We start from the raw sequence: 17117 nt of genomic DNA, 5'->3' as shown, positions 1-17117 counted from the left end.
CATGCCGACGGCGCCCGACCACCCCGCGCGCATCGCCGTCATCGGCGGCGGTCCCGGCGGCCTTTACGCCGCCGCCCTCCTCAAACGCCTCGACCCCACCCGCGAGGTGACCGTCTGGGAACGCAACGCCCCCGACGAGACCTTCGGCTTCGGCGTGGTCCTCTCCGACGAGACCCTGGGCGGCATCGAACACGCCGACCCCGTCGTCCACGAGGCCCTGCAACGCCACTTCGTCCGCTGGGACGACATCGACATCGTGCACCGCGGCACCCGCCACACCTCCGGCGGCCACGGCTTCGCGGCCCTCGGCCGGCACCGCCTCCTGGAGATCCTGCACACCCGCTGCCAGGACCTGGGCGTCCGCATCGAGTTCCGCACCGAGGCCCCGCCCGCCGACCGGCTCCTCGCCGAGTACGACCTGGTCGTCGCCGCCGACGGGGTCCACAGCGCCACCCGCGGGGCCTACGCCGACGTCTTCCGGCCCAGGATCACCGGCCACCGCTGCCGCTACATCTGGCTCGCCGCCGACTTCGCCTTCGACTCCTTCCGCTTCGAGATCGCGGAGACCGAGCACGGCGTGATGCAGCTGCACGGCTACCCGTTCTCACCCGACGCCTCCACCGTCATCATCGAGATGCGGGAAGAGGTCTGGCGGGCGGCGGGATTCGACGAGATGGACCCGCGCGAATCGACCGACCGCTGCGCCAAGATCTTCACGGAGGCGCTGCGCGGCCGCCCGCTGCGCTCCAACAACTCCGCCTGGACGACCTTCCGTACGGTGGTCAACGACCGCTGGTCGCACGGCAGCCTCGTCCTCCTCGGCGACGCCGCCCACACCGCCCACTTCTCCATCGGCTCCGGCACCAAACTGGCCGTCGAGGACGCGCTCGCCCTGGCCGCGTGCCTGCGCGAACAGCCGGACGTACCGGCCGCGTTGACGGCGTACGAGGCGGAGCGCAGGCCCGTCGTCGCCTCGACCCAGCGGGCCGCGCGGGCGAGCCTGGAGTGGTTCGAAGACCTGGACCGGTACCGGGACCAGCCGTCCCGCCAGTTCGCCTTCAACCTGCTCACCCGCAGCCGCCGCGTCACCCACGACAACCTCCGGCTGCGCGACGCCCGCTTCACCGAGTCCGTGGAGCGCGAGTTCGGCTGCCCGCCCGGCACGCCCCCGATGTTCACCCCGTTCCGGCTGCGCGGCCTGACCCTGCGCAACCGCGTCGTCGTCTCCCCGATGGACATGTACTCGGCCACCGAGGGCGTCCCCGGCGACTTCCACCTCGTCCACCTCGGCGCCCGCGCGCTCGGCGGCGCGGCCCTGGTCATGACCGAGATGGTGTGCGTGAGCGAGCAGGGCCGCATCACCCCCGGCTGCGCCGGCCTCTACAACGGCCGCCAGGCGGAGGCGTGGCGGCGGGTCACCGACTTCGTGCACCGGCAGGCGCCGGGCACGGCGATCGGGGTCCAGCTCGGCCACTCGGGCCGCAAGGGCTCGACCAAGCTGATGTGGGAGGGCATCGACGAGCCGCTGCCCACCGGCAACTGGCCGATCGTGGCCCCCTCCCCGCTGCCGTACCGCCCGGGCAGCCAGACCCCCCGCGAAGTCTCCCGCGCCCAACTCACCGACATCCGCGAGCAGTTCACCTCGGCCGCCTGGCGGGCCGCCCGCGTCGGCTTCGACCTCCTCGAACTCCACTGCGCCCACGGCTACCTGCTCTCCGGCTTCCTGTCGCCTCTCACCAACCGCCGCACCGACGCGTACGGCGGCTCACTGGAGCGGCGCCTGCGCTTCCCGCTGGAGGTCTTCGACGCCGTACGCTCGGTATGGCCCGCCGAACGCCCCATGACGGTCCGCGTCTCCGCCACCGACTGGGCCGAGGGCGGCACGACCGCCGAGGACGCGGTCGAGATCGCGCGCGCCTTCGCGGCCCACGGTGCCGACGCGATCGACGTCTCCACCGGCCAGGTCGTCTCCGACGAGCGGCCGGACTTCGGCCGCTCCTACCAGACCCCGTTCGCCGACCGCATCCGCCACGAGGTCCGCGTCCCGGTGATCTCGGTGGGCGCGATCTCCTCCTGGGACGACGTCAACTCCCTGATCCTGGCGGGCCGCACCGACCTCTGCGCCCTGGCCCGCCCCCACCTCTACGACCCCCACTGGACCCTGCACGCCGCCGCCGAACAGTCCTACGACGGCCCCGGCATCCACTGGCCCACCCCCTACCGCCCGGGCAGCCGCCGCCCCCAGACGGGCCGCACGGACACCCCCAAACCCCGCCTGTCGTTGAACGATTGAGGACGCCGGTCCTTGCCCTGTCCGGGGGCTGCTCCCGGAGACGACGACGGCGGTGCTCCCGGCTACCACAGCCGGGGGTGGCGGCGGCTTCGACCGCGCTGTCGCCGCTGCGGCACGGCTGCGGCGACAGCGGGGGACGGGGGACGGGGGACGGGGGACGGGGACGCGGAGAACGGGGACGGGGGGCCGACCAGTCCGGCGCGATCGCCGGCACCGCTCCCGTCGCCCCGCCGAACGGCACTCCCACCCCGAGGCTGCCCACGACCCCACCCCGGAGGCTGCCCACGACGACGACCAGGGAACGGCGAGCAGGCCGTAACCCTCCTCATCCTCCTCCCGACCCCTCCTCCCGACCTTGGACCCGCAGTCCATTTTCTCCCCTCCGCCGCTAGAAACACCAGGTCAGCGGCGTGCGGGGGCGCCATGGTCCGGAATTGTGCCGACGGCCACAGCGAACGGGTTGCGCGAAGGCGCATAATGAGTCATGACAAAGCCTCCTGCGCCGAAGCGCCACCTGCCGACGAGCCCCTTCAAGGCCCCGGTCGCACCGGTCCCCAAGCACTTCGCCCTGGGTGATCAGGTCACGCACGACATGTACGGCCTCGGCCGGGTGATCGGCATCGAGGAGGGCGTCGCGGCCCTCGTGGACTTCGGCTCCTCGCAGATGCGGATCTTGAGCCCGTACAGCAAGATGACCAAGCTGTAGCAACACCGCGGTGCCCGGTCACGGCACGCCAGGACCCCGTTCGGGGGACCTGTCACGAAAGAGAGCCCTCCCATCGATTCCTCCTCGCTGTTCTCCGCTCCGGAAGGGCAGCCCCGCTGCCCCACCGCGGCCTCGCCGCCCCCGGCGACCAACCCCTTCCAGGCCCCCGACTTCGGCGAGGCCGACACCTTCCCGCCGGACGACGCCCAGCCGCCCACCTCGAACACCCGCGGACTACGCTCCAAGGCGGCCTAGCCCCGCGCACGCCGGCGGCGCCTGACCCTGGGCGGGAAGCTCCGGGTGGCGGGCCAGGAACACCAGGTAGGCGATCGCCGCCGTCGCCCCCAGCAGAGCCCCCCCCCGCCCACCAGGGCTCGCCGTCCGCCCGCCCGTCCTGCTCTCGACGCCCGGTACTCGACCCAGGCCCGCACCAGCCCGATGAGGGCCGACGGCAGCGCGCCGAAGGAGACCAGCCCCCAGAACGGGCAACAGAACCACCACACCAAGGACGCCCCACCGAACCAAACGGCGACCTCCGCCTCGTGGTGTGCCGCGTCCGACGAGCCGACAGAACCCATGAACTGATCCAAGCGGGGGGCTCGGCGGGGGCGGTCGCCGGGACTCAGGTCAAGAAGGCGCCTGGCGCGCACCACGTCGCGGATCCGGCAGGTTGTGCCACTCGTGAGTGCAACCTCCGGCGCAGTACAGCTTCCTCCTGCGAGTGTCCGCGACCCCGAAGAGGGCCACGAGCAGCCGGAACGCCTTGGTGAGCGCGTGAGCGCGTGGGCCGGAAGCGCCGCCATCTTGAAGCGCCACTTTGTGAGCATCACCGCCGGCGTGCGAGCGGCCCGTATCCCGGACCTCGCGATGCTCTCCGCCACATCACCCTCACCCGCGCGCGCCTGCACCCCCATGGTTGGAATCGACGGTACGCGGTGTTGTGCAGCGTGCAGCGCGTCCGTATCTCGCGGTCCGGAAGCGGTTCGGAAGCCGCTCGGTTCTGGCCACGGAAGCGGTGGCGCTGGTCGCATACAAGACGTCAACCTCTCGTTCCTACAACGCTGTCCACCGCCGGCTCGTGAGGGCCGTAGCGTACGGGACGCGTACAGGCCCGCCACGAGAGCAAGCGGGCGGATGCGCCGCACTGCCATGATCCTTGGAGAACCCCATGACCGCCCCAGGGCCGACCCCGCCTGCCGAGCGTCCCGACACACCGGCAACCCACCGCGCGCCGCCCACCTATCGGCCACCAGGGCTGATCCCCCCGAACGGACCCGCCCGCACCTGGGGGCTCGTGGTCATCGTCACGCCTCTGCTGCTGGTCCTGGTGATGTCGCTGTTCAGCGGTTCGGCCGACGGTTCCGGCCCGACCGGCCCGTCCGGTTCCTCCGGGCCCGGCCTCCTCGGTTCTGGCCCCCGGGGTACAGCTGACCAGCCGACGTACGCGGCTTCGACGGCGCCCGCGTCGCAGTACGACAACACCGGTACACCGGATGTCCCCAGCAGTCCCGAGACGTCCATGACCGACAGCTATGGGGACGACGGCTACGCCGATCCCACGGACACCCCGAGTGCCAGCGCCGGACCGGGCGAGGTCGTCGCCGCCTACTTCGAGGCGATCAACACCCGCGACTACCAGACCGCCTGGGCCCTCGGCGGCAAGAACCTCGACTCCAGCTACAACACCTTCGTCTCGGGCTATGGCTCCACCGAGCAGGACACCATCCACATCGTGTCCGTGCGGGGTGACGAGGTACGGCTGACCATCGAAGCACTTCAGACGGACGGTACGACGCACTCGTACGACGCCGTCTACACCGTCAGCGGCGGTGTGATCACCAGCGGCAAAGGCACCCAGACCGGCTGACACCCACCGGGTGTGCCCGGAGGGGCGTGCCCCACGAGCGGAGCACTGAACCACCATGGTCACAGAAGTATCCACCCCCCGTCCGCCCGGCCCGGCACCTCAGAAGCCGCCGGAACACCGCGGGTACGCGCGCACCAGAGCCACCAGGCTGCTGTCAGCGGGCGCCTACCTGGATCGCGGGTACCGGCGCGCCGTCATCCGCGAACTGCTGACGAGGCGTTTTCGGGTCGTCGCGCCCTCTTTCGGGTACGACGCGGTGTCGGTCCTCGCCCACGCCCTGGCCGCGCGCCGGCTGCATCGCATCCAGTGGGGGATCACGGGCGGCGCGGCAGCCGTGCTCCTGCTGGCGTCGGGCAGCGGGTTGCTCAACGAGCCCCTCGGCGTCATCACGCTGTGCTGGGTGCTATGGGCGGCGGCCTATCTGCGGCGGATCGTCACCCTGCACATCCTGATGACCCGGCTGCGCGAGAACGGCCCGGACGGCGGGTTCGACGGTGCCTGCCCGTCGCACACCAAGCTGACCGCCGAACTCGCGCGCAAGATCGACCACGAGCAGGCCAGTCGCAGCGGGCTGGTCTTCTACGGCGGCTACCGTCCCTTCGTCGGTGCGGGCCTGCCGCTGCGCGACTGGTCCAACGCGCAGTTGTTGCTCGGCGCTCCGAAGACCCGGATCACGTCCCGCAGGAGCGCGGACGGTTCGCCGATCGACCTCGACACGATCGAGCGCAGGCAGGTGATCCCGTTCACCGTGCACGAGATCACCAGCCAGATCGCCGCCCGGATGGCCGCTGATCTGCGTGACGAGGCCTGCGGCGACGAGCGGATCGACGGGCTGACCGTCGAGCAGCGCCGCTACACCACCGCGATCCGCACCAACGACCGTTCCATGGGCGCCGACTGGTCCGAGCTGCCCGGTATGGACGACCAGCCCGGCATCCACTGGCGGGAGGACTATGACGCGGCCCGCGAGTACCTGTGCGTGCGCGTCGGGTCGTGGAACGAGGAGCTGGTCACCTCGATCTTCGTCGGGTTCGATCTCAAGGGCAACACACTGCACACCGAGTTCCACACCTATGTGCTCGGGCCGCTCGTGGAGGACTTCCACCTCGTGGACCAGCTGCCCCGCGCCATCGACGGGCGTCTGGCGGTGCGAGTGGCGTGGGACATGTTCACGGGCCTGCTGCGCTGGTGGACGATGCTGTGGCTATGGCCGCTCCGGCTGGTCCCGGAGCGGTTCCTGCCGACGTGGGCCGTCCGCTGGACCCGGCCTTCGCGGGCCAGGAGGGCCAGGAGGACGATGGCAGAGCTGCTCCTGACGGACCAGGTGACGGACACCAGCGAGTTCCGGCTCGGCCGGTACGCCAGTCCCTGGCTCAACTGCGGAGCATTGGCCAGTGTCAGGGAACTGGCCACCAGCGAGACCTACCATCACTTCTTCCAGCAGGTCGACGCGACCAAGTACATGGAGATCGTCGAGCGCCGTCTGCTCCAGAACATCCGCGCGTTCCTCGATGAACACGACATCGACCTCGCCGATCACGACCGTGCCCAGACCAACATCTTGCTGGGCGACAGGAGCCAGAACTTCTTCGGCGGCCAGCAGAGCGATATCAGCTACAACTTCCAGCCACGACAGAGCAGTTGATGAGAGAGGGCGGGGACATGCCCGGGAGCCAGGGACACACCGGCGGCGACAGGAGCCAGAACTTCTTCGGCGGCCGGCAGAGCGGCATCGGATACAACGTCTACAACACTCCCCAGGAGAGCGAGCCGTCCACCGAGCAGGAGGCGGCGCGGGCGGCCCAGGCGCGCGCGGACCACGGTCGCAGCCGCAGCGTCTTCGTGGTGTACGGCCGCGACGAGGAGGTCCGCACGGCGATGTTCGGGCTGCTGCGCCGGCTGGATCTGCGCCCGCTGGAGTGGGAGCGGCTGGTCCGGGCCACCGGAGGGACCGCACCGTTCCTCGGTGAGGTCATCGAGAAGGCACTGTCGCAAGCGCAGGCGGCGCTCGTGCTCCTCACCCCGGACGATGTCGCCAAGCTCCATCCGCACTTGTCGGGCGACAACGAGCCGTCCTACGAGACTCGGTCGACCGGTCAGCCCCGCCAGAACGTGCTGATCGAGCTCGGCATGGCGCTGATGGCCTACCCGGAGCGGACGATCATCGTGCAGGTCGGTCAAGTACGGCCCGCCGCGGACCTCGCGGGCCGCAACGTGATTCACTTCGACGGCACCGAAGCCGCCGTCGCAAAAATTGTCGAGCGGCTCAAGGGGGCCGAGTGTGACCTCGACGACACACGGCCGGACTGGCGCGACCTCTCATACTTCAGGAATCTGGCGGCCTATCGCCGGCTGGCCTGACGGACGGTGCGACGGCGGGAGGCCATGGGCCTTCCGGCCCTTCGTGCGACATCAACGGATGTACGTACGCCGTCAGATCCGTACGTGTACTAGCGGTACGTATCTGACGCCAGGGCGCCGAGGAACGCGGACAGTTCCCGCATATCGACGCTCCCCAGTTCCTCGGGCCGTATCACCACACGTAGTTCACGACAGATCACGCTCTCCCTGGATCGGGACACGAAGGAAATCAGGATCAGCCGGAGCAGGCTGTCCCGATCGAGGTACCCGAGCCGTGCCAGCCCGGAGCCGACCAACGGCATCGCCACCCGCTCCAGTTGGGCGTGCGTGCGCAGCGCGTCCCACAGACCGCCGAGGCCCCGCCACAGATCCTCCACGCTGGAGGCGGCGACGTAGTCGTTGCCGATCCGGCTGTAGGCCACGCCGAACACCAGCCGTGGTCGGGCACCCAGCACCGCCACCGTGCCGATCGGGTAACGGTCGAGTTTGCCGAGTGGTTTGTCCGCCCGCGCCTCGCGCCTGGTGGGCTCGGCCGAGACGAGTGCCCCGGCCAGCTCCGCGTCCAGGCGGGACGCGTCGCCGCCGTACCCGCGGTCCAGCAGTTGCGCCTGCACGGTCTCGTCGTTGATGACCCGGCCGCCGGCGGACAGGGTGTCGAAGGTGTCGCAGAACCCGACGACGAGATGGGCGGGCTGGTCGAATACGTCCCCTCCCTCGACCACCACCGTCATATCGGGCCGCCGGAAGACCTGTCGCACCCGGGTCGCCGGTCTGGCCCGGAGCAGCCCCCACCCGAGGCAGGCCCCCACTGACAGTCCGACGACCAGGCCGGAAGCGATCTGCGGCACGAACGGACCAACGATCTGGAACACGGCGGACAGCCCGCCGAAAGCCGTCATCGTGTCACGTGCAAAGGCATGCCAGGCGTGCCGTGTGCCCCGCCGAGGACGAGGGAGTGCGCGAGAGCAGCGGCGACCCGGGCGTGGTCGAGGGCGCGGCCCGGTGTGTGGCCGGGCGGATCCCGGGGGTCCTGCAGGGTCCGCCGGGCCTAGAGTGGCGGGATCATCCGAAGACATGAGTACCCCACGATCTGATGGTAATGTTTCAGCCACCGCAATCTGACGCAGAGTGATGAACGAAGGCTCGGGGGGCGACGGGATGTCCGGTGCGGGAACGCGTATCCGAGTGAAGGTACTGGGCCCGGTCCGGCTCGAAGTCGATGGCGTTCCGGTCCGGCTGACGCCGCTGACCGTACGATTGCTGGTCCGTCTGGTGGTGGCCGGGGGCGAGGCGGTACCGGTGCGGCAACTGCGTCGCGACGTATGGGGACTCGCGGACGAACCCCGTCAGCTGGACCAGCGAAACCGCAACGAGGTCCAGAAGAGGATCCTGGAATTGCGGCGGGCGTTGTCCCCCGGTCGGGACGGCGTCGGAATGAGCATCCTGCGCACCGAGCAGCAGGTCACCGTGCAAGGTCCGCAAACCGCGTACCGTCTGGTGCTGCGACCCGAGGAACTGGACAGCACACGCTTCACCACGATCGTCAGCGATGCCCTGCTCGCACCGCCGGCCACCGCGGCACACCGGCTGACCGAGGCGCTGTCCCTGGTGCGCGGTCGCCCATTGGCCGAGGTGAACGGTGAGGGGTTCGCGGTGCCCTTCATACGCCGCCTGACCTCCCTCCAGGATTCCGCGCGCCGTGAGCTGGTGCGTGTGCAGACGGACTTGGGTCATCCCGAACGCGCGCTGCCGGTCGCCGAACTGCTTGTCCATGAATACCCCGAAGACGCTGAGGCCGCGCGTGTCCTCGACGCGCTGCGTGCGGAGCTGCGTGCTCGGCACGGGGACGAACTGCTGCGGCACCGGGTCCCGTTGGCCGGCCAGCGGGCCGATGTGGTGTTGGTGCGCGGCGACCTGTTCGATCAGGCGGACTGCAATCTGGTGATCGGGTTCTCCGACACCTTCGACACGGAGACCGCCGAGGATCTTGTGATCAGCCGCGAAAGCGTTCAGAGCCAGCTTGTCGACCGGCTGTTCGCCGGACAGCGCCGGCTGCTGGACGACAAGCTGAGGATGGGGCTGCGCAGGACGAAGGCGGTCGGTACCGAGAGTGCGCGGTCCAAACCGCTGGGCCGGAGGGTGCGTTACCCGGTGGGCACCACCGTGGTGGTGCCGGTCGACGGCCGCCGGGTGTTCGCCACCGCCTATTCGCATCTCGGCAACGATCTGGTGGCCAGGTCCAGCGACAGTGACCTGCGGCTGAGCCTGGAGAACCTGTGGGCCTCGGTGGCGGTCCACGGCATGTTCAAGCCGGTCGCCGTTCCGCTGATCGGCTCCGGACTGGCCCGTGTCACCGATCTGGACCGTGGCCAGCTCGCCGCCCTGATCGTGGACTCGTTCATCGACGCCTGCCGTCGTCACCCCGCTCTGACCCCCGAACTCCGGCTCGTCGTCCGGCCTCAGGAACTGGGCCAGACCGACCTGACCCCTGTGGAGCAGCGCTTCCAGGACCTGGTGCCCGGACCGCGCGTGACGGATTGACGGCGAGGCCGGGCGGGGGCCGGGACGCTTCCCCCGGGACTGCGGGCCGCTCCGCATCTCGCAGTTCCCCCTTCGCGGATCTCCCGCCGCCCGGCGCCATGTGCCGCCGCACCCGGCCTCGCCGTTGTCCACCAGACCATCCCGGACACTTCCGCCGGTACCTGCCAACCGCTTCCGATCCGATTCCGAAGCCCTCCTGCCGGTGGTGCGTGCCGCCGGTCAGGCGTCCGGTACCGGAACTCCAGGGCCCGGCAAACGTGTTTGCCCTTCGTGGCAGCGGCAACGCGGAGTTCATGACTCAGACGAACAGTGGCACCAATCAGGAATCCGTGGACAAGGCCCGGCGGGCGACCGCCAAGGTGACTGCGCCGGCGGCGCAGGCGGCCGGGAAGGCGGCGGACAAGTCGGACGAGGTGGCGGCGGAGGCCGTCGGGGTGGCGGAGCGTACGGCCGGGGCGGGGGCCGCGGTGGTGCGGGGTACGGCCGAGCGGGTGCAGGCCGGCCGGCAGGCGGTCGTCGCCGCCTCGGGGCACGCCGTGGGCGCCGCCAGGACCGCGTGGACGGTGGTCGCGAAGCGGAAGGCCATCGCCGCCGGGGCGGGCGTCGGGCTGTCCGCGCTGGGGGTGCTGTCGTATCTCGCGGGGCGCCGGGCGGGACGCCGTACGCAGGGGCCGATCACCCGGCTCACCGGCGGACGGATCTGAGAGGGCGTCGGCGGAGGCCCGCTCAGGGGGTCTGCCGTGCGAACTCCGCGCCCGCGTCCCGCAGTCGCTCGTGCAGCGCCCTGAAGACCTCCGACGAGCGCACGCCCGGCCAGTCGGCGGGGAGCAGGTCGGTGGGCAGGCCGGGGTCGGTGTAGGGGAGGTGGCGCCAGGAGTCGAGGGTGCGGAGGTAGTCGCGGTAGGCGTCCTGCGGCGGGGTGTCCGCGCGGTGTTCCCAGGCGCGCAGGAGCGGGGCGTGGGTGTTCAGGAAGCGGATGTGCTCCTCGGCGATCGAGGCGAGGTCCCACCAGCGGGCGACCGCCTCGGAAGTGGGGGCGAAGCCCAGGTGGTCGCCGCGGAAGAAGTCGACGTACGGGTCCAGGCGGAGGCGGCGCAGGGTGTGTTCGGTCTCCTCGTGGAGACGCGACGGGGCGATCCAGACGCCGGGGGCCGCCGTGCCGAAGCCCAGCGCGGACAGGCGGGAGCGCAGCACATGGCGCTTCTGGCGTTCCGTCTCCGGCACCGAGAAGACCGCCAGCACCCAGCCCGCGTCCTCGGGCGGCGCGGCGGCGTAGATGCGGCGGTCGCCGTCCTCCATCAACTGGAGGGCCTCGGGCGAGAGTTCGTAGCCGGCGGCGCCGGTCTCCGTGCGGGCGGGCAGCAGCAGGCCGCGGCGCTTGAGGCGGGACACCGAGGAGCGTACGGAGGGTGCGTCCACGTCGACCGCGGCCAGCAGCCGGATCAGCTCGGCGACGGGCATCGGGCCGGGCATGGAGCGGCCGTACGCGCCGTAGAGCGTGACGATGAGGGATCTGGGGGCGTGCTGCTCGGACACGATGATCATCTTAGGTCGTCGGCATCACTGCTGGTCACTCGGGGTGCGTAGGCGGAACCGCTGCAACTTGCCGGTGGCGGTGCGGGGGAGGGCGGAGAGGAAGACGAACTCGCGCGGGCATTTGTACGGCGCCAGTTCGGCGGTCAGGAACGCGCGCAGCGCCTCCGGATCGCGGCGGGCGCCCTCGCGCAGCACCGCGTAGGCGACCACCACCTGGCCGCGGACCTCGTCCGGACGGCCGACCACCGCCGTCTCCATCACGTCCGGATGGCGCAGCAGGGCGTCCTCCACCTCGGGCCCCGCGATGTTGTACCCGGCCGATATGATCATGTCGTCGGCGCGGGCCACATAGCGGAAGTAGCCGTCGGGTCCACGGACGTACGTGTCGCCGGTGATGTTCCAGCCGCCGCGCACGTACTGGCGCTGGCGGGGGTCCGCCAGATAGCGGCAGCCGACCGGGCCGCGCACGGCCAGCAGCCCGGGTTCGCCGTCGGGCAGCGGGGTGCCGTCCGGATGCTGCACCCGCGCCTGCCAGCCCGGCACCGGCACGCCCGTGGCGCCCGGTCTGGTGCCGTCGTCCGCGGCGGAGACGAAGATGTGCAGCAGCTCGGTCGCGCCGATGCCGTTGATGATCCGCACCCCGGTGCGCTCGTGCCACGCCCGCCAGGTCGCCGCGGGCAGGTTCTCCCCGGCCGACACGCAGCGCCGCAGCGAGGAGACGTCGTGGCCGTCCAGCTCGTCCAGCATGGCGCGGTAGGCGGTCGGGGCGGTGAACAGGACCGAGACGCGGTGCTCGGCTATCGCCGGGAGGAGCCGGCGGGGGCCGGACTGCTCCAGCAGGAGGGCGCTCGCGCCGGCCCGCAGCGGGAAGATCACCAGGCCGCCGAGGCCGAAGGTGAAGCCGAGCGGGGGGCTGCCCGCGAAGACGTCGTCGGGGCGGGGGCGCAGGACGTGCCGGGAGAAGGTGTCGGCGACGGCCAGCACGTCCCGGTGGAAGTGCATGCATCCCTTCGGGCGTCCCGTGGTGCCCGAGGTGAAGGCGATCAGGGCGACGTCGTCGCAGGCGGTGTCGACCGCGGGGTAGGGGGTCCCGGGCGCGGCGCGGCGCAGCAGGTCGTCAGGGGTGTCGCCGCCGTACGTGGTGATGCGCAGCCCGGGTATCCCGGCCTTCGCCAGGTCGTCCACCGCGCGGACGTCGCACAGCGCGTGGCCCACCCGGGCGATCTCGCAGATGGTCGCCAGTTCGTGCGGGCGCTGCTGGGCCAGCACGGTGACGGCGACCGCGCCCGCCTTCAGCACCGCGAGCCAGCAGGCCGCGAGCCAGGGGGTGGTGGGGCCGCGCAGCAGCACCCGGTTGCCGGGTACGACGCCCAGCTCGCCGGTGAGCAGATGCGCGACCCGGTCGACCCGGGCGCGCAGCTCGTCGTACGTCCATAGGGACCCGTCCGGGGTGCGGAAGGCCGGGCGGGTGCCGTCGGCGTGGCCGAGGAGTTCCACCGCGCAGTTCAGCCGGGCCGGATAGCGCAGCTCCGGCAGGTCGAAGCGCAGCTCGGGCCACTCCTGTGGCGGCGGGAGATGGTCGCGCGCGAAGGTGTCCACGTGGGCCGAGAGATGCATGGCGTCGCCCCTTTGCCGTGACGGACGTCCGGACGGGCATTCCTGGCGGGCTCGTGAAGGGAGCGTATCGTGTTGGTGACGGCAGTCAACTGTGCGCGATAACGTCGTACGGGTGGACGGTCGCCGTGGTCCGTCCCGGAGGGAGGACCGGCAGTGCCCGCATTCTCACTCGAACCCGAGCGGCTGGCCTGGTGCGCGCGACTTCGGGCGCTCGCCGCCGAACGGCTGCGCCCGCTCGCCGACAAGGGCGCCCCCGGCCGTGTCAACCGGCCCCTGCTGGCCGAGCTGGGTCAACTCGGCCTGCTCACCAAGCTGTTCACATCCGGAGCGCTCGATCTGTGCCTGATGCGGGAGTCGTTGGCGCAGGGCTGTACGGAGGCGGAGACCGCGCTCGCCCTCCAGGGGCTCGGCGCCCACCCCGTGCACGCGCACGGCAGCCCGGCCCAGCGGGAGCGCTGGCTGCCCCGGGTCGCCGAGGGCGGCGCGGTCGCGGCCTTCGCGCTGAGCGAGCCCGGCGCCGGCTCGGACGCCGCCGCGCTGGCGCTCGCGGCCGAGGAGCGCGGACCGGGGCAGTGGCGTCTTACGGGGGAGAAGTGTTGGATCTCCAACGCGCCCGAGGCCGACTTCTACACCGTCTTCGCGCGCACCGCGCCCCGCGCCGGCGCCCGGGGCGTGACGGCGTTCCTCGTCCCCGCCGACCGGCCCGGACTCACCGGCCGCGCACTGGAGATGATCTCCCCGCACCCCATCGGCGCCCTCGACTTCGACGCGGTGCCCGTCACCTCCGACGACGTGCTCGGCGAGGTCGGCCGGGGCTTCGCCGTCGCGATGGGGACACTCAACCTCTTCCGGCCCAGCGTCGGGGCGTTCGCGGTCGGCATGGCGCAGGCCGCGCTGGACGCGACCCTCGCGCACACCCGTCAACGGCAGGCGTTCAAGGGCCGGTTGATGGATCTCCAGGCGGTGTCGCACCAGGTCGCGGAGATGGCGCTGCGCACCGAGGCGGCCCGGCTGATGGTGTACGCGGCGGCGAGCGCGTACGACGAGGGCGCGCCCGATGTGCCCCGCCGCTCCGCGATGGCCAAGCTGCTCGCGACGGAGACCGCGCAGTATGTCGTCGACACCGCCGTGCAGTTGCACGGCGCGCGCGCCCTCGAACACGGCCATCTGCTGGAACACCTCTACCGCGAGGTGCGGGCGCCGCGCATCTACGAGGGCGCCAGCGAGGTCCAGCGGGGCATCATCGCCAAGGAGTTGTACGCCGCTCAGGACCAGGAGGCCCGGTGACCACCGAACGCGTCAACCCGCCCGAGCTGGCCCCGCCCACGGGGTTCTCGCACGCCGTCGTCGCGACCGGGTCCACGGTGGTGTTCCTCGCCGGGCAGACCGCGCTCGACGCCGACGGGAAGATCACCGGCGACACCCTGGCCGAGCAGTTCGAGCGGGCGCTGGGCAATCTGCTCGCCGCCCTGCGCGCGGCCGGCGGCACGCCCGCGGATCTGGCCCGGGTCACGGTGTACGCCACGGACGTCGCCGCGTACCGGGCGCAGGCACGGGAACTGGGGCGGCTGTGGCGCGCGGCGGCGGGCCGGGACTATCCGGCGATGGCCGTCGTTCAGGTCGTACGACTGTGGGACGAATCGGCGCTGGTGGAGCTGGACGGGTTCGCCGTACTGCCGTGACGCGCCACCGCCCGGGTGACGGTCACGCCCGCCGGGGTGGGTGACGGGTACCAGTGGAGGCCCCCGAAACGGTGCAAACCTGGAGGTATCCATGTCTGTCCGCCCCGCCCTCGCCACGGTTCTCGGCGGCGCCGCCCTGCTGGCCCTCGCCGCGGGACCGGCCCATGCCACGGGACCGGCCCTCACCGCCGGTCCGGCCCGTACCGAGGGATCGGCCCTCACCGCCGGTCCGGCCCGTGCCGCGGGATCGGCCCTCGCCGTGGTGCCGGCCCTCGCCGCGCCCGGCGAGTCCGTCACCGTCGACACGGTCGGCCGCCTCGCCGCCGACGGCACCGTCACCCTGACCGGCACCTACCGCTGCACCGGCAACACCGGCCCGGTCTTCGTGACGTCCGGCCTGAGCCAGCGCGACCCCCGGGTGAGGCACGGCATCGGCGGCACCGTCGCGCGCTGCGACGGTACGACGCGCACCTGGTCCAACTCCGGCCAGGTCACCGGCGAGACCCTCCGGCCCGGCACGGCCCACGTCCAGGCCACGGTGATGGAACTGCGCCCGGTGGGGCTGGTGCCGCTGCCGGTGTTCCACGCCACCGCCGACCAGGACATCACCCTGGCCCGGGGGTGATCCGGGGCGGCCACGCGGGAGCCGGGGTCCAGGGCAGGCGCACCCGTACCGGTGGCGCGCCTCCCTGGGCCGTCCAGGTGGTTACGCCCGCTGCCAGCTGTGCGGCGCGTGGAAGGAATGCGGGCGCCAGGACGTCGTACCCGGGGAGGACGCGTCGGTGCCGGGGCCCGGGAGGGCGCTGCGGCTGAGCAGGAGGACGGTCAGGGCGGCCAGTTCCTCGTCGGTGGCTTCGCCCCGCTCGACCCGGATGGGGGGAGTGGGGGAGGGAGTGGACACGGACATGGGGACCTCCGTCATTGAGGGGGGTTGCCGTGCTTGCGGGCGGGGCTCTCCGCGTGCTTCGTGCGGAGCATCGCCAGCGACCGCACCAGGACCTCGCGGGTCTCGGCGGGATCGATGACGTCGTCGACGAGGCCGCGCTCGGCGGCGTAATAGGGGTGCATCAGCTCGGACTTGTACTCCTTGACCAGCCGCGCGCGCATGGCCTCGGGGTCCTCGGCGTCGGCGATCTGGCGGCGGAAGATGACATTGGCCGCGCCCTCCGCGCCCATCACCGCGATCTCGTTCGTCGGCCAGGCGAACGTCAGGTCCGCGCCGATCGACTGGGAGTCCATCACGATGTACGCGCCGCCGTACGCCTTGCGCAGGATCAGGGAGATGCGCGGCACGGTGGCGTTGCAGTAGGCGTACAGCAGCTTCGCGCCCCGGCGGATGATGCCGCCGTGCTCCTGGCCGACGCCCGGCAGGAAGCCCGGCACGTCCAGCAGGGTGACCAGTGGGATGCTGAACGCGTCGCACATCTGCACGAAACGCGCGGCCTTCTCGGACGCCTCGATGTCGAGGACGCCGGCGAGGGTCTGCGGCTGGTTGGCGATGATGCCGACGACCTGGCCGTCGAGGCGGGCGAGCGCGCAGATGATGTTGCGGGCCCAGCGCTGGTGGACCTCCAGGTACTCGCCGTCGTCGACGATCTCCTCGATCACCTTCGTCATGTCGTACGGCCGGTTGCCGTCCTCCGGCACCAGATCGGCCAGCGCCTCGCAGCGCCGGTCGGCCGGGTCGGAGCACTCCACCCGCGGCGGGTTCTCCCGGTTGTTGCCCGGGAGCAGCGAGAGGAGGTAGCGGACCTCCTCCAGGCAGGTCTCCTCGTCGTCGTAGGCGAAGTGGCAGACCCCGCTGGTCTCGGCGTGCACATCCGCGCCGCCCAGGCCGTTCTGGGTGATCTCCTCGCCGGTGACCGCCTTGACCACGTCGGGTCCGGTGATGAACATCTGCGAGGTCTCGCGCACCATGAAGACGAAGTCGGTCAGCGCGGGGGAGTAGGCGGCGCCGCCCGCGCACGGGCCGAGCATCACGGAGATCTGCGGGATCACCCCGGAGGCGGCGGTGTTCCGCCGGAAGATGCCGCCGTACCCGGCGAGCGCGGTCACGCCCTCCTGGATGCGGGCGCCCGCGCCGTCGTTCAGCGACACGAGCGGCGCGCCGGCCGCGATGGCCATGTCCATGATCTTGTGGATCTTGGTGGCGTGGGCCTCGCCCAGCGCGCCGCCGAAGATCCGGAAGTCGTGCGCGTAGACGAAGACCGTACGGTCCTCGACCGTGCCCCAGCCGGTGATCACACCGTCCGTGTACGGCTTCTTCGCCTCCAGGCCGAAACCGGTGGCCCGGTGCCGCCGCAGCGGCTCGACCTCCTGGAAGGAACCGGGATCCAGGAGCAGTTCGATCCGCTCCCGTGCCGTCAGCTTGCCCTTGGCGTGCTGCGCCGCGGTCGCCTTCTCGCTCGGGCCGGCGAGCACGCTCTCGCGTATGCCGGCCAGTTCCGCGATATGGGACTTCATCTCTGCCTGCCTCTGCGGTGAGGTGACGTGACATCGGACGCCGCCCGCGCC

Annotated in this window: 16 protein-coding genes; 10 read left to right on the top strand and 6 right to left on the bottom strand. The window is 71.5% G+C overall.

Annotated elements, in window-relative coordinates; all coding sequences use genetic code 11:
* Position 1: 1 nt before the first annotated feature.
* Positions 2-2293 (top strand): bifunctional salicylyl-CoA 5-hydroxylase/oxidoreductase, encoded by a 2292-nt coding sequence (locus QHG49_RS08860; protein WP_145486673.1) that lies wholly within the window; start codon positions 2-4, stop codon positions 2291-2293.
* A gap of 484 nt (positions 2294-2777) precedes the next feature.
* Positions 2778-2999, top strand: coding sequence for a hypothetical protein (locus QHG49_RS08855; RefSeq protein ID WP_046422025.1), 222 nt, complete (start codon positions 2778-2780; stop codon positions 2997-2999).
* A gap of 627 nt (positions 3000-3626) precedes the next feature.
* Here the strand turns inward: QHG49_RS08855 and QHG49_RS08850 are convergent.
* Positions 3627-3746, bottom strand: coding sequence for a DUF5958 family protein (locus QHG49_RS08850; RefSeq protein WP_236576717.1), 120 nt, complete (start codon positions 3744-3746; stop codon positions 3627-3629).
* Positions 3747-4518: 772 nt separating this feature from the next.
* Here QHG49_RS08850 and QHG49_RS08845 point away from each other — a divergent pair.
* The 3 genes from QHG49_RS08845 to QHG49_RS08835 are packed head-to-tail and all read left to right on the top strand — an operon-like array spanning position 4519 to position 7227.
* Positions 4519-4866, top strand: coding sequence for a hypothetical protein (locus tag QHG49_RS08845; RefSeq protein ID WP_301488391.1), 348 nt, complete (start codon positions 4519-4521; stop codon positions 4864-4866).
* A gap of 55 nt (positions 4867-4921) precedes the next feature.
* On the top strand, positions 4922-6511 hold the full coding sequence (locus QHG49_RS08840) for a hypothetical protein (protein ID WP_301488390.1): 1590 nt from the start codon (positions 4922-4924) through the stop codon (positions 6509-6511).
* Between the two features lie 17 nt (positions 6512-6528).
* The gene (locus tag QHG49_RS08835) at positions 6529-7227 is read left to right on the top strand and encodes a nucleotide-binding protein (RefSeq protein WP_301488388.1); all 699 of its coding nucleotides are present in this window, start codon (positions 6529-6531) and stop codon (positions 7225-7227) included.
* A gap of 89 nt (positions 7228-7316) precedes the next feature.
* On the opposite strand, the gene QHG49_RS08830 is transcribed toward QHG49_RS08835, so the two are convergent.
* The gene (locus QHG49_RS08830) at positions 7317-7952 is read right to left on the bottom strand and encodes a macro domain-containing protein (protein ID WP_301488386.1); all 636 of its coding nucleotides are present in this window, start codon (positions 7950-7952) and stop codon (positions 7317-7319) included.
* A gap of 460 nt (positions 7953-8412) precedes the next feature.
* Between QHG49_RS08830 and QHG49_RS08825 the strand changes: the two genes are divergently transcribed.
* Positions 8413-9768, top strand: a complete 1356-nt coding sequence (locus QHG49_RS08825) for a macro domain-containing protein (protein ID WP_301488384.1) — start codon at positions 8413-8415, stop codon at positions 9766-9768.
* A 293-nt stretch (positions 9769-10061) separates the two neighbouring features.
* A complete protein-coding gene (locus tag QHG49_RS08820; protein ID WP_145486667.1) occupies positions 10062-10472 on the top strand; it encodes a hypothetical protein in 411 nt (136 codons plus the stop codon).
* A 22-nt stretch (positions 10473-10494) separates the two neighbouring features.
* On the opposite strand, the gene QHG49_RS08815 is transcribed toward QHG49_RS08820, so the two are convergent.
* On the bottom strand, positions 10495-11313 hold the full coding sequence (locus tag QHG49_RS08815) for a PaaX family transcriptional regulator C-terminal domain-containing protein (RefSeq protein WP_301488381.1): 819 nt from the start codon (positions 11311-11313) through the stop codon (positions 10495-10497).
* A gap of 15 nt (positions 11314-11328) precedes the next feature.
* Positions 11329-12921, bottom strand: coding sequence for an AMP-binding protein (locus tag QHG49_RS08810; protein WP_301488379.1), 1593 nt, complete (start codon positions 12919-12921; stop codon positions 11329-11331).
* A gap of 153 nt (positions 12922-13074) precedes the next feature.
* Between QHG49_RS08810 and QHG49_RS08805 the strand changes: the two genes are divergently transcribed.
* The 3 genes from QHG49_RS08805 to QHG49_RS08795 all read left to right on the top strand — a co-directional run bounded on the left by QHG49_RS08805 (position 13075) and on the right by QHG49_RS08795 (position 15228).
* Positions 13075-14208, top strand: a complete 1134-nt coding sequence (locus tag QHG49_RS08805) for an acyl-CoA dehydrogenase family protein (protein ID WP_301488378.1) — start codon at positions 13075-13077, stop codon at positions 14206-14208.
* The gene (locus QHG49_RS08800; protein ID WP_145486663.1) at positions 14205-14603 is read left to right on the top strand and encodes a RidA family protein; all 399 of its coding nucleotides are present in this window, start codon (positions 14205-14207) and stop codon (positions 14601-14603) included. Before QHG49_RS08805 ends, QHG49_RS08800 begins: the two co-directional genes overlap by 4 nt.
* A 91-nt stretch (positions 14604-14694) precedes the next feature.
* A complete protein-coding gene (locus QHG49_RS08795; protein WP_370530441.1) occupies positions 14695-15228 on the top strand; it encodes a DUF6299 family protein in 534 nt (177 codons plus the stop codon).
* An 81-nt stretch (positions 15229-15309) separates the two neighbouring features.
* Here QHG49_RS08795 and QHG49_RS08790 read toward each other — a convergent pair whose 3' ends face one another.
* Positions 15310-15510 carry an acyl-CoA carboxylase subunit epsilon gene (locus QHG49_RS08790; RefSeq protein ID WP_145486661.1) on the bottom strand — a complete coding sequence of 67 codons (201 nt, stop codon included), beginning with the start codon at positions 15508-15510 and terminating at the stop codon, positions 15310-15312.
* 11 nt (positions 15511-15521) lie between these two features.
* Positions 15522-17066, bottom strand: coding sequence for an acyl-CoA carboxylase subunit beta (locus tag QHG49_RS08785; RefSeq protein ID WP_159705874.1), 1545 nt, complete (start codon positions 17064-17066; stop codon positions 15522-15524).
* Between the last annotated feature and the right edge of the window lie 51 nt (positions 17067-17117).

The sequence above is a fragment of the Streptomyces sp. WP-1 genome (assembly GCF_030450125.1).
In the GTDB taxonomy this organism is placed as follows: Bacteria; Actinomycetota; Actinomycetes; order Streptomycetales; family Streptomycetaceae; genus Streptomyces; species Streptomyces incarnatus.
The sequence above is the reverse complement of the archived record's forward strand: the minus strand, read 5'-3'. Positions and strand labels throughout refer to the sequence as shown.

What these genes read in the sequence shown, in the direction of transcription:
- QHG49_RS08860 (WP_145486673.1), top strand. Translation starts at nt 2, where the DNA reads ATGCCGACGGCGCCCGACCACCCCGCGCGCATCGCCGTCATCGGCGGC.
- QHG49_RS08855 (WP_046422025.1), top strand. Translation starts at nt 2,778, where the DNA reads ATGACAAAGCCTCCTGCGCCGAAGCGCCACCTGCCGACGAGCCCCTTC.
- QHG49_RS08845 (WP_301488391.1), top strand. Translation starts at nt 4,519, where the DNA reads ATGACCGACAGCTATGGGGACGACGGCTACGCCGATCCCACGGACACC.
- QHG49_RS08840 (WP_301488390.1), top strand. Translation starts at nt 4,922, where the DNA reads ATGGTCACAGAAGTATCCACCCCCCGTCCGCCCGGCCCGGCACCTCAG.
- QHG49_RS08835 (WP_301488388.1), top strand. Translation starts at nt 6,529, where the DNA reads ATGCCCGGGAGCCAGGGACACACCGGCGGCGACAGGAGCCAGAACTTC.
- QHG49_RS08820 (WP_145486667.1), top strand. Translation starts at nt 10,062, where the DNA reads ATGACTCAGACGAACAGTGGCACCAATCAGGAATCCGTGGACAAGGCC.
- QHG49_RS08815 (WP_301488381.1), bottom strand. Translation starts at nt 11,313, where the DNA reads ATGATCATCGTGTCCGAGCAGCACGCCCCCAGATCCCTCATCGTCACG.
- QHG49_RS08810 (WP_301488379.1), bottom strand. Translation starts at nt 12,921, where the DNA reads ATGCATCTCTCGGCCCACGTGGACACCTTCGCGCGCGACCATCTCCCG.
- QHG49_RS08795 (WP_370530441.1), top strand. Translation starts at nt 14,695, where the DNA reads ATGTCTGTCCGCCCCGCCCTCGCCACGGTTCTCGGCGGCGCCGCCCTG.
- QHG49_RS08790 (WP_145486661.1), bottom strand. Translation starts at nt 15,510, where the DNA reads ATGTCCGTGTCCACTCCCTCCCCCACTCCCCCCATCCGGGTCGAGCGG.
- QHG49_RS08785 (WP_159705874.1), bottom strand. Translation starts at nt 17,066, where the DNA reads ATGAAGTCCCATATCGCGGAACTGGCCGGCATACGCGAGAGCGTGCTC.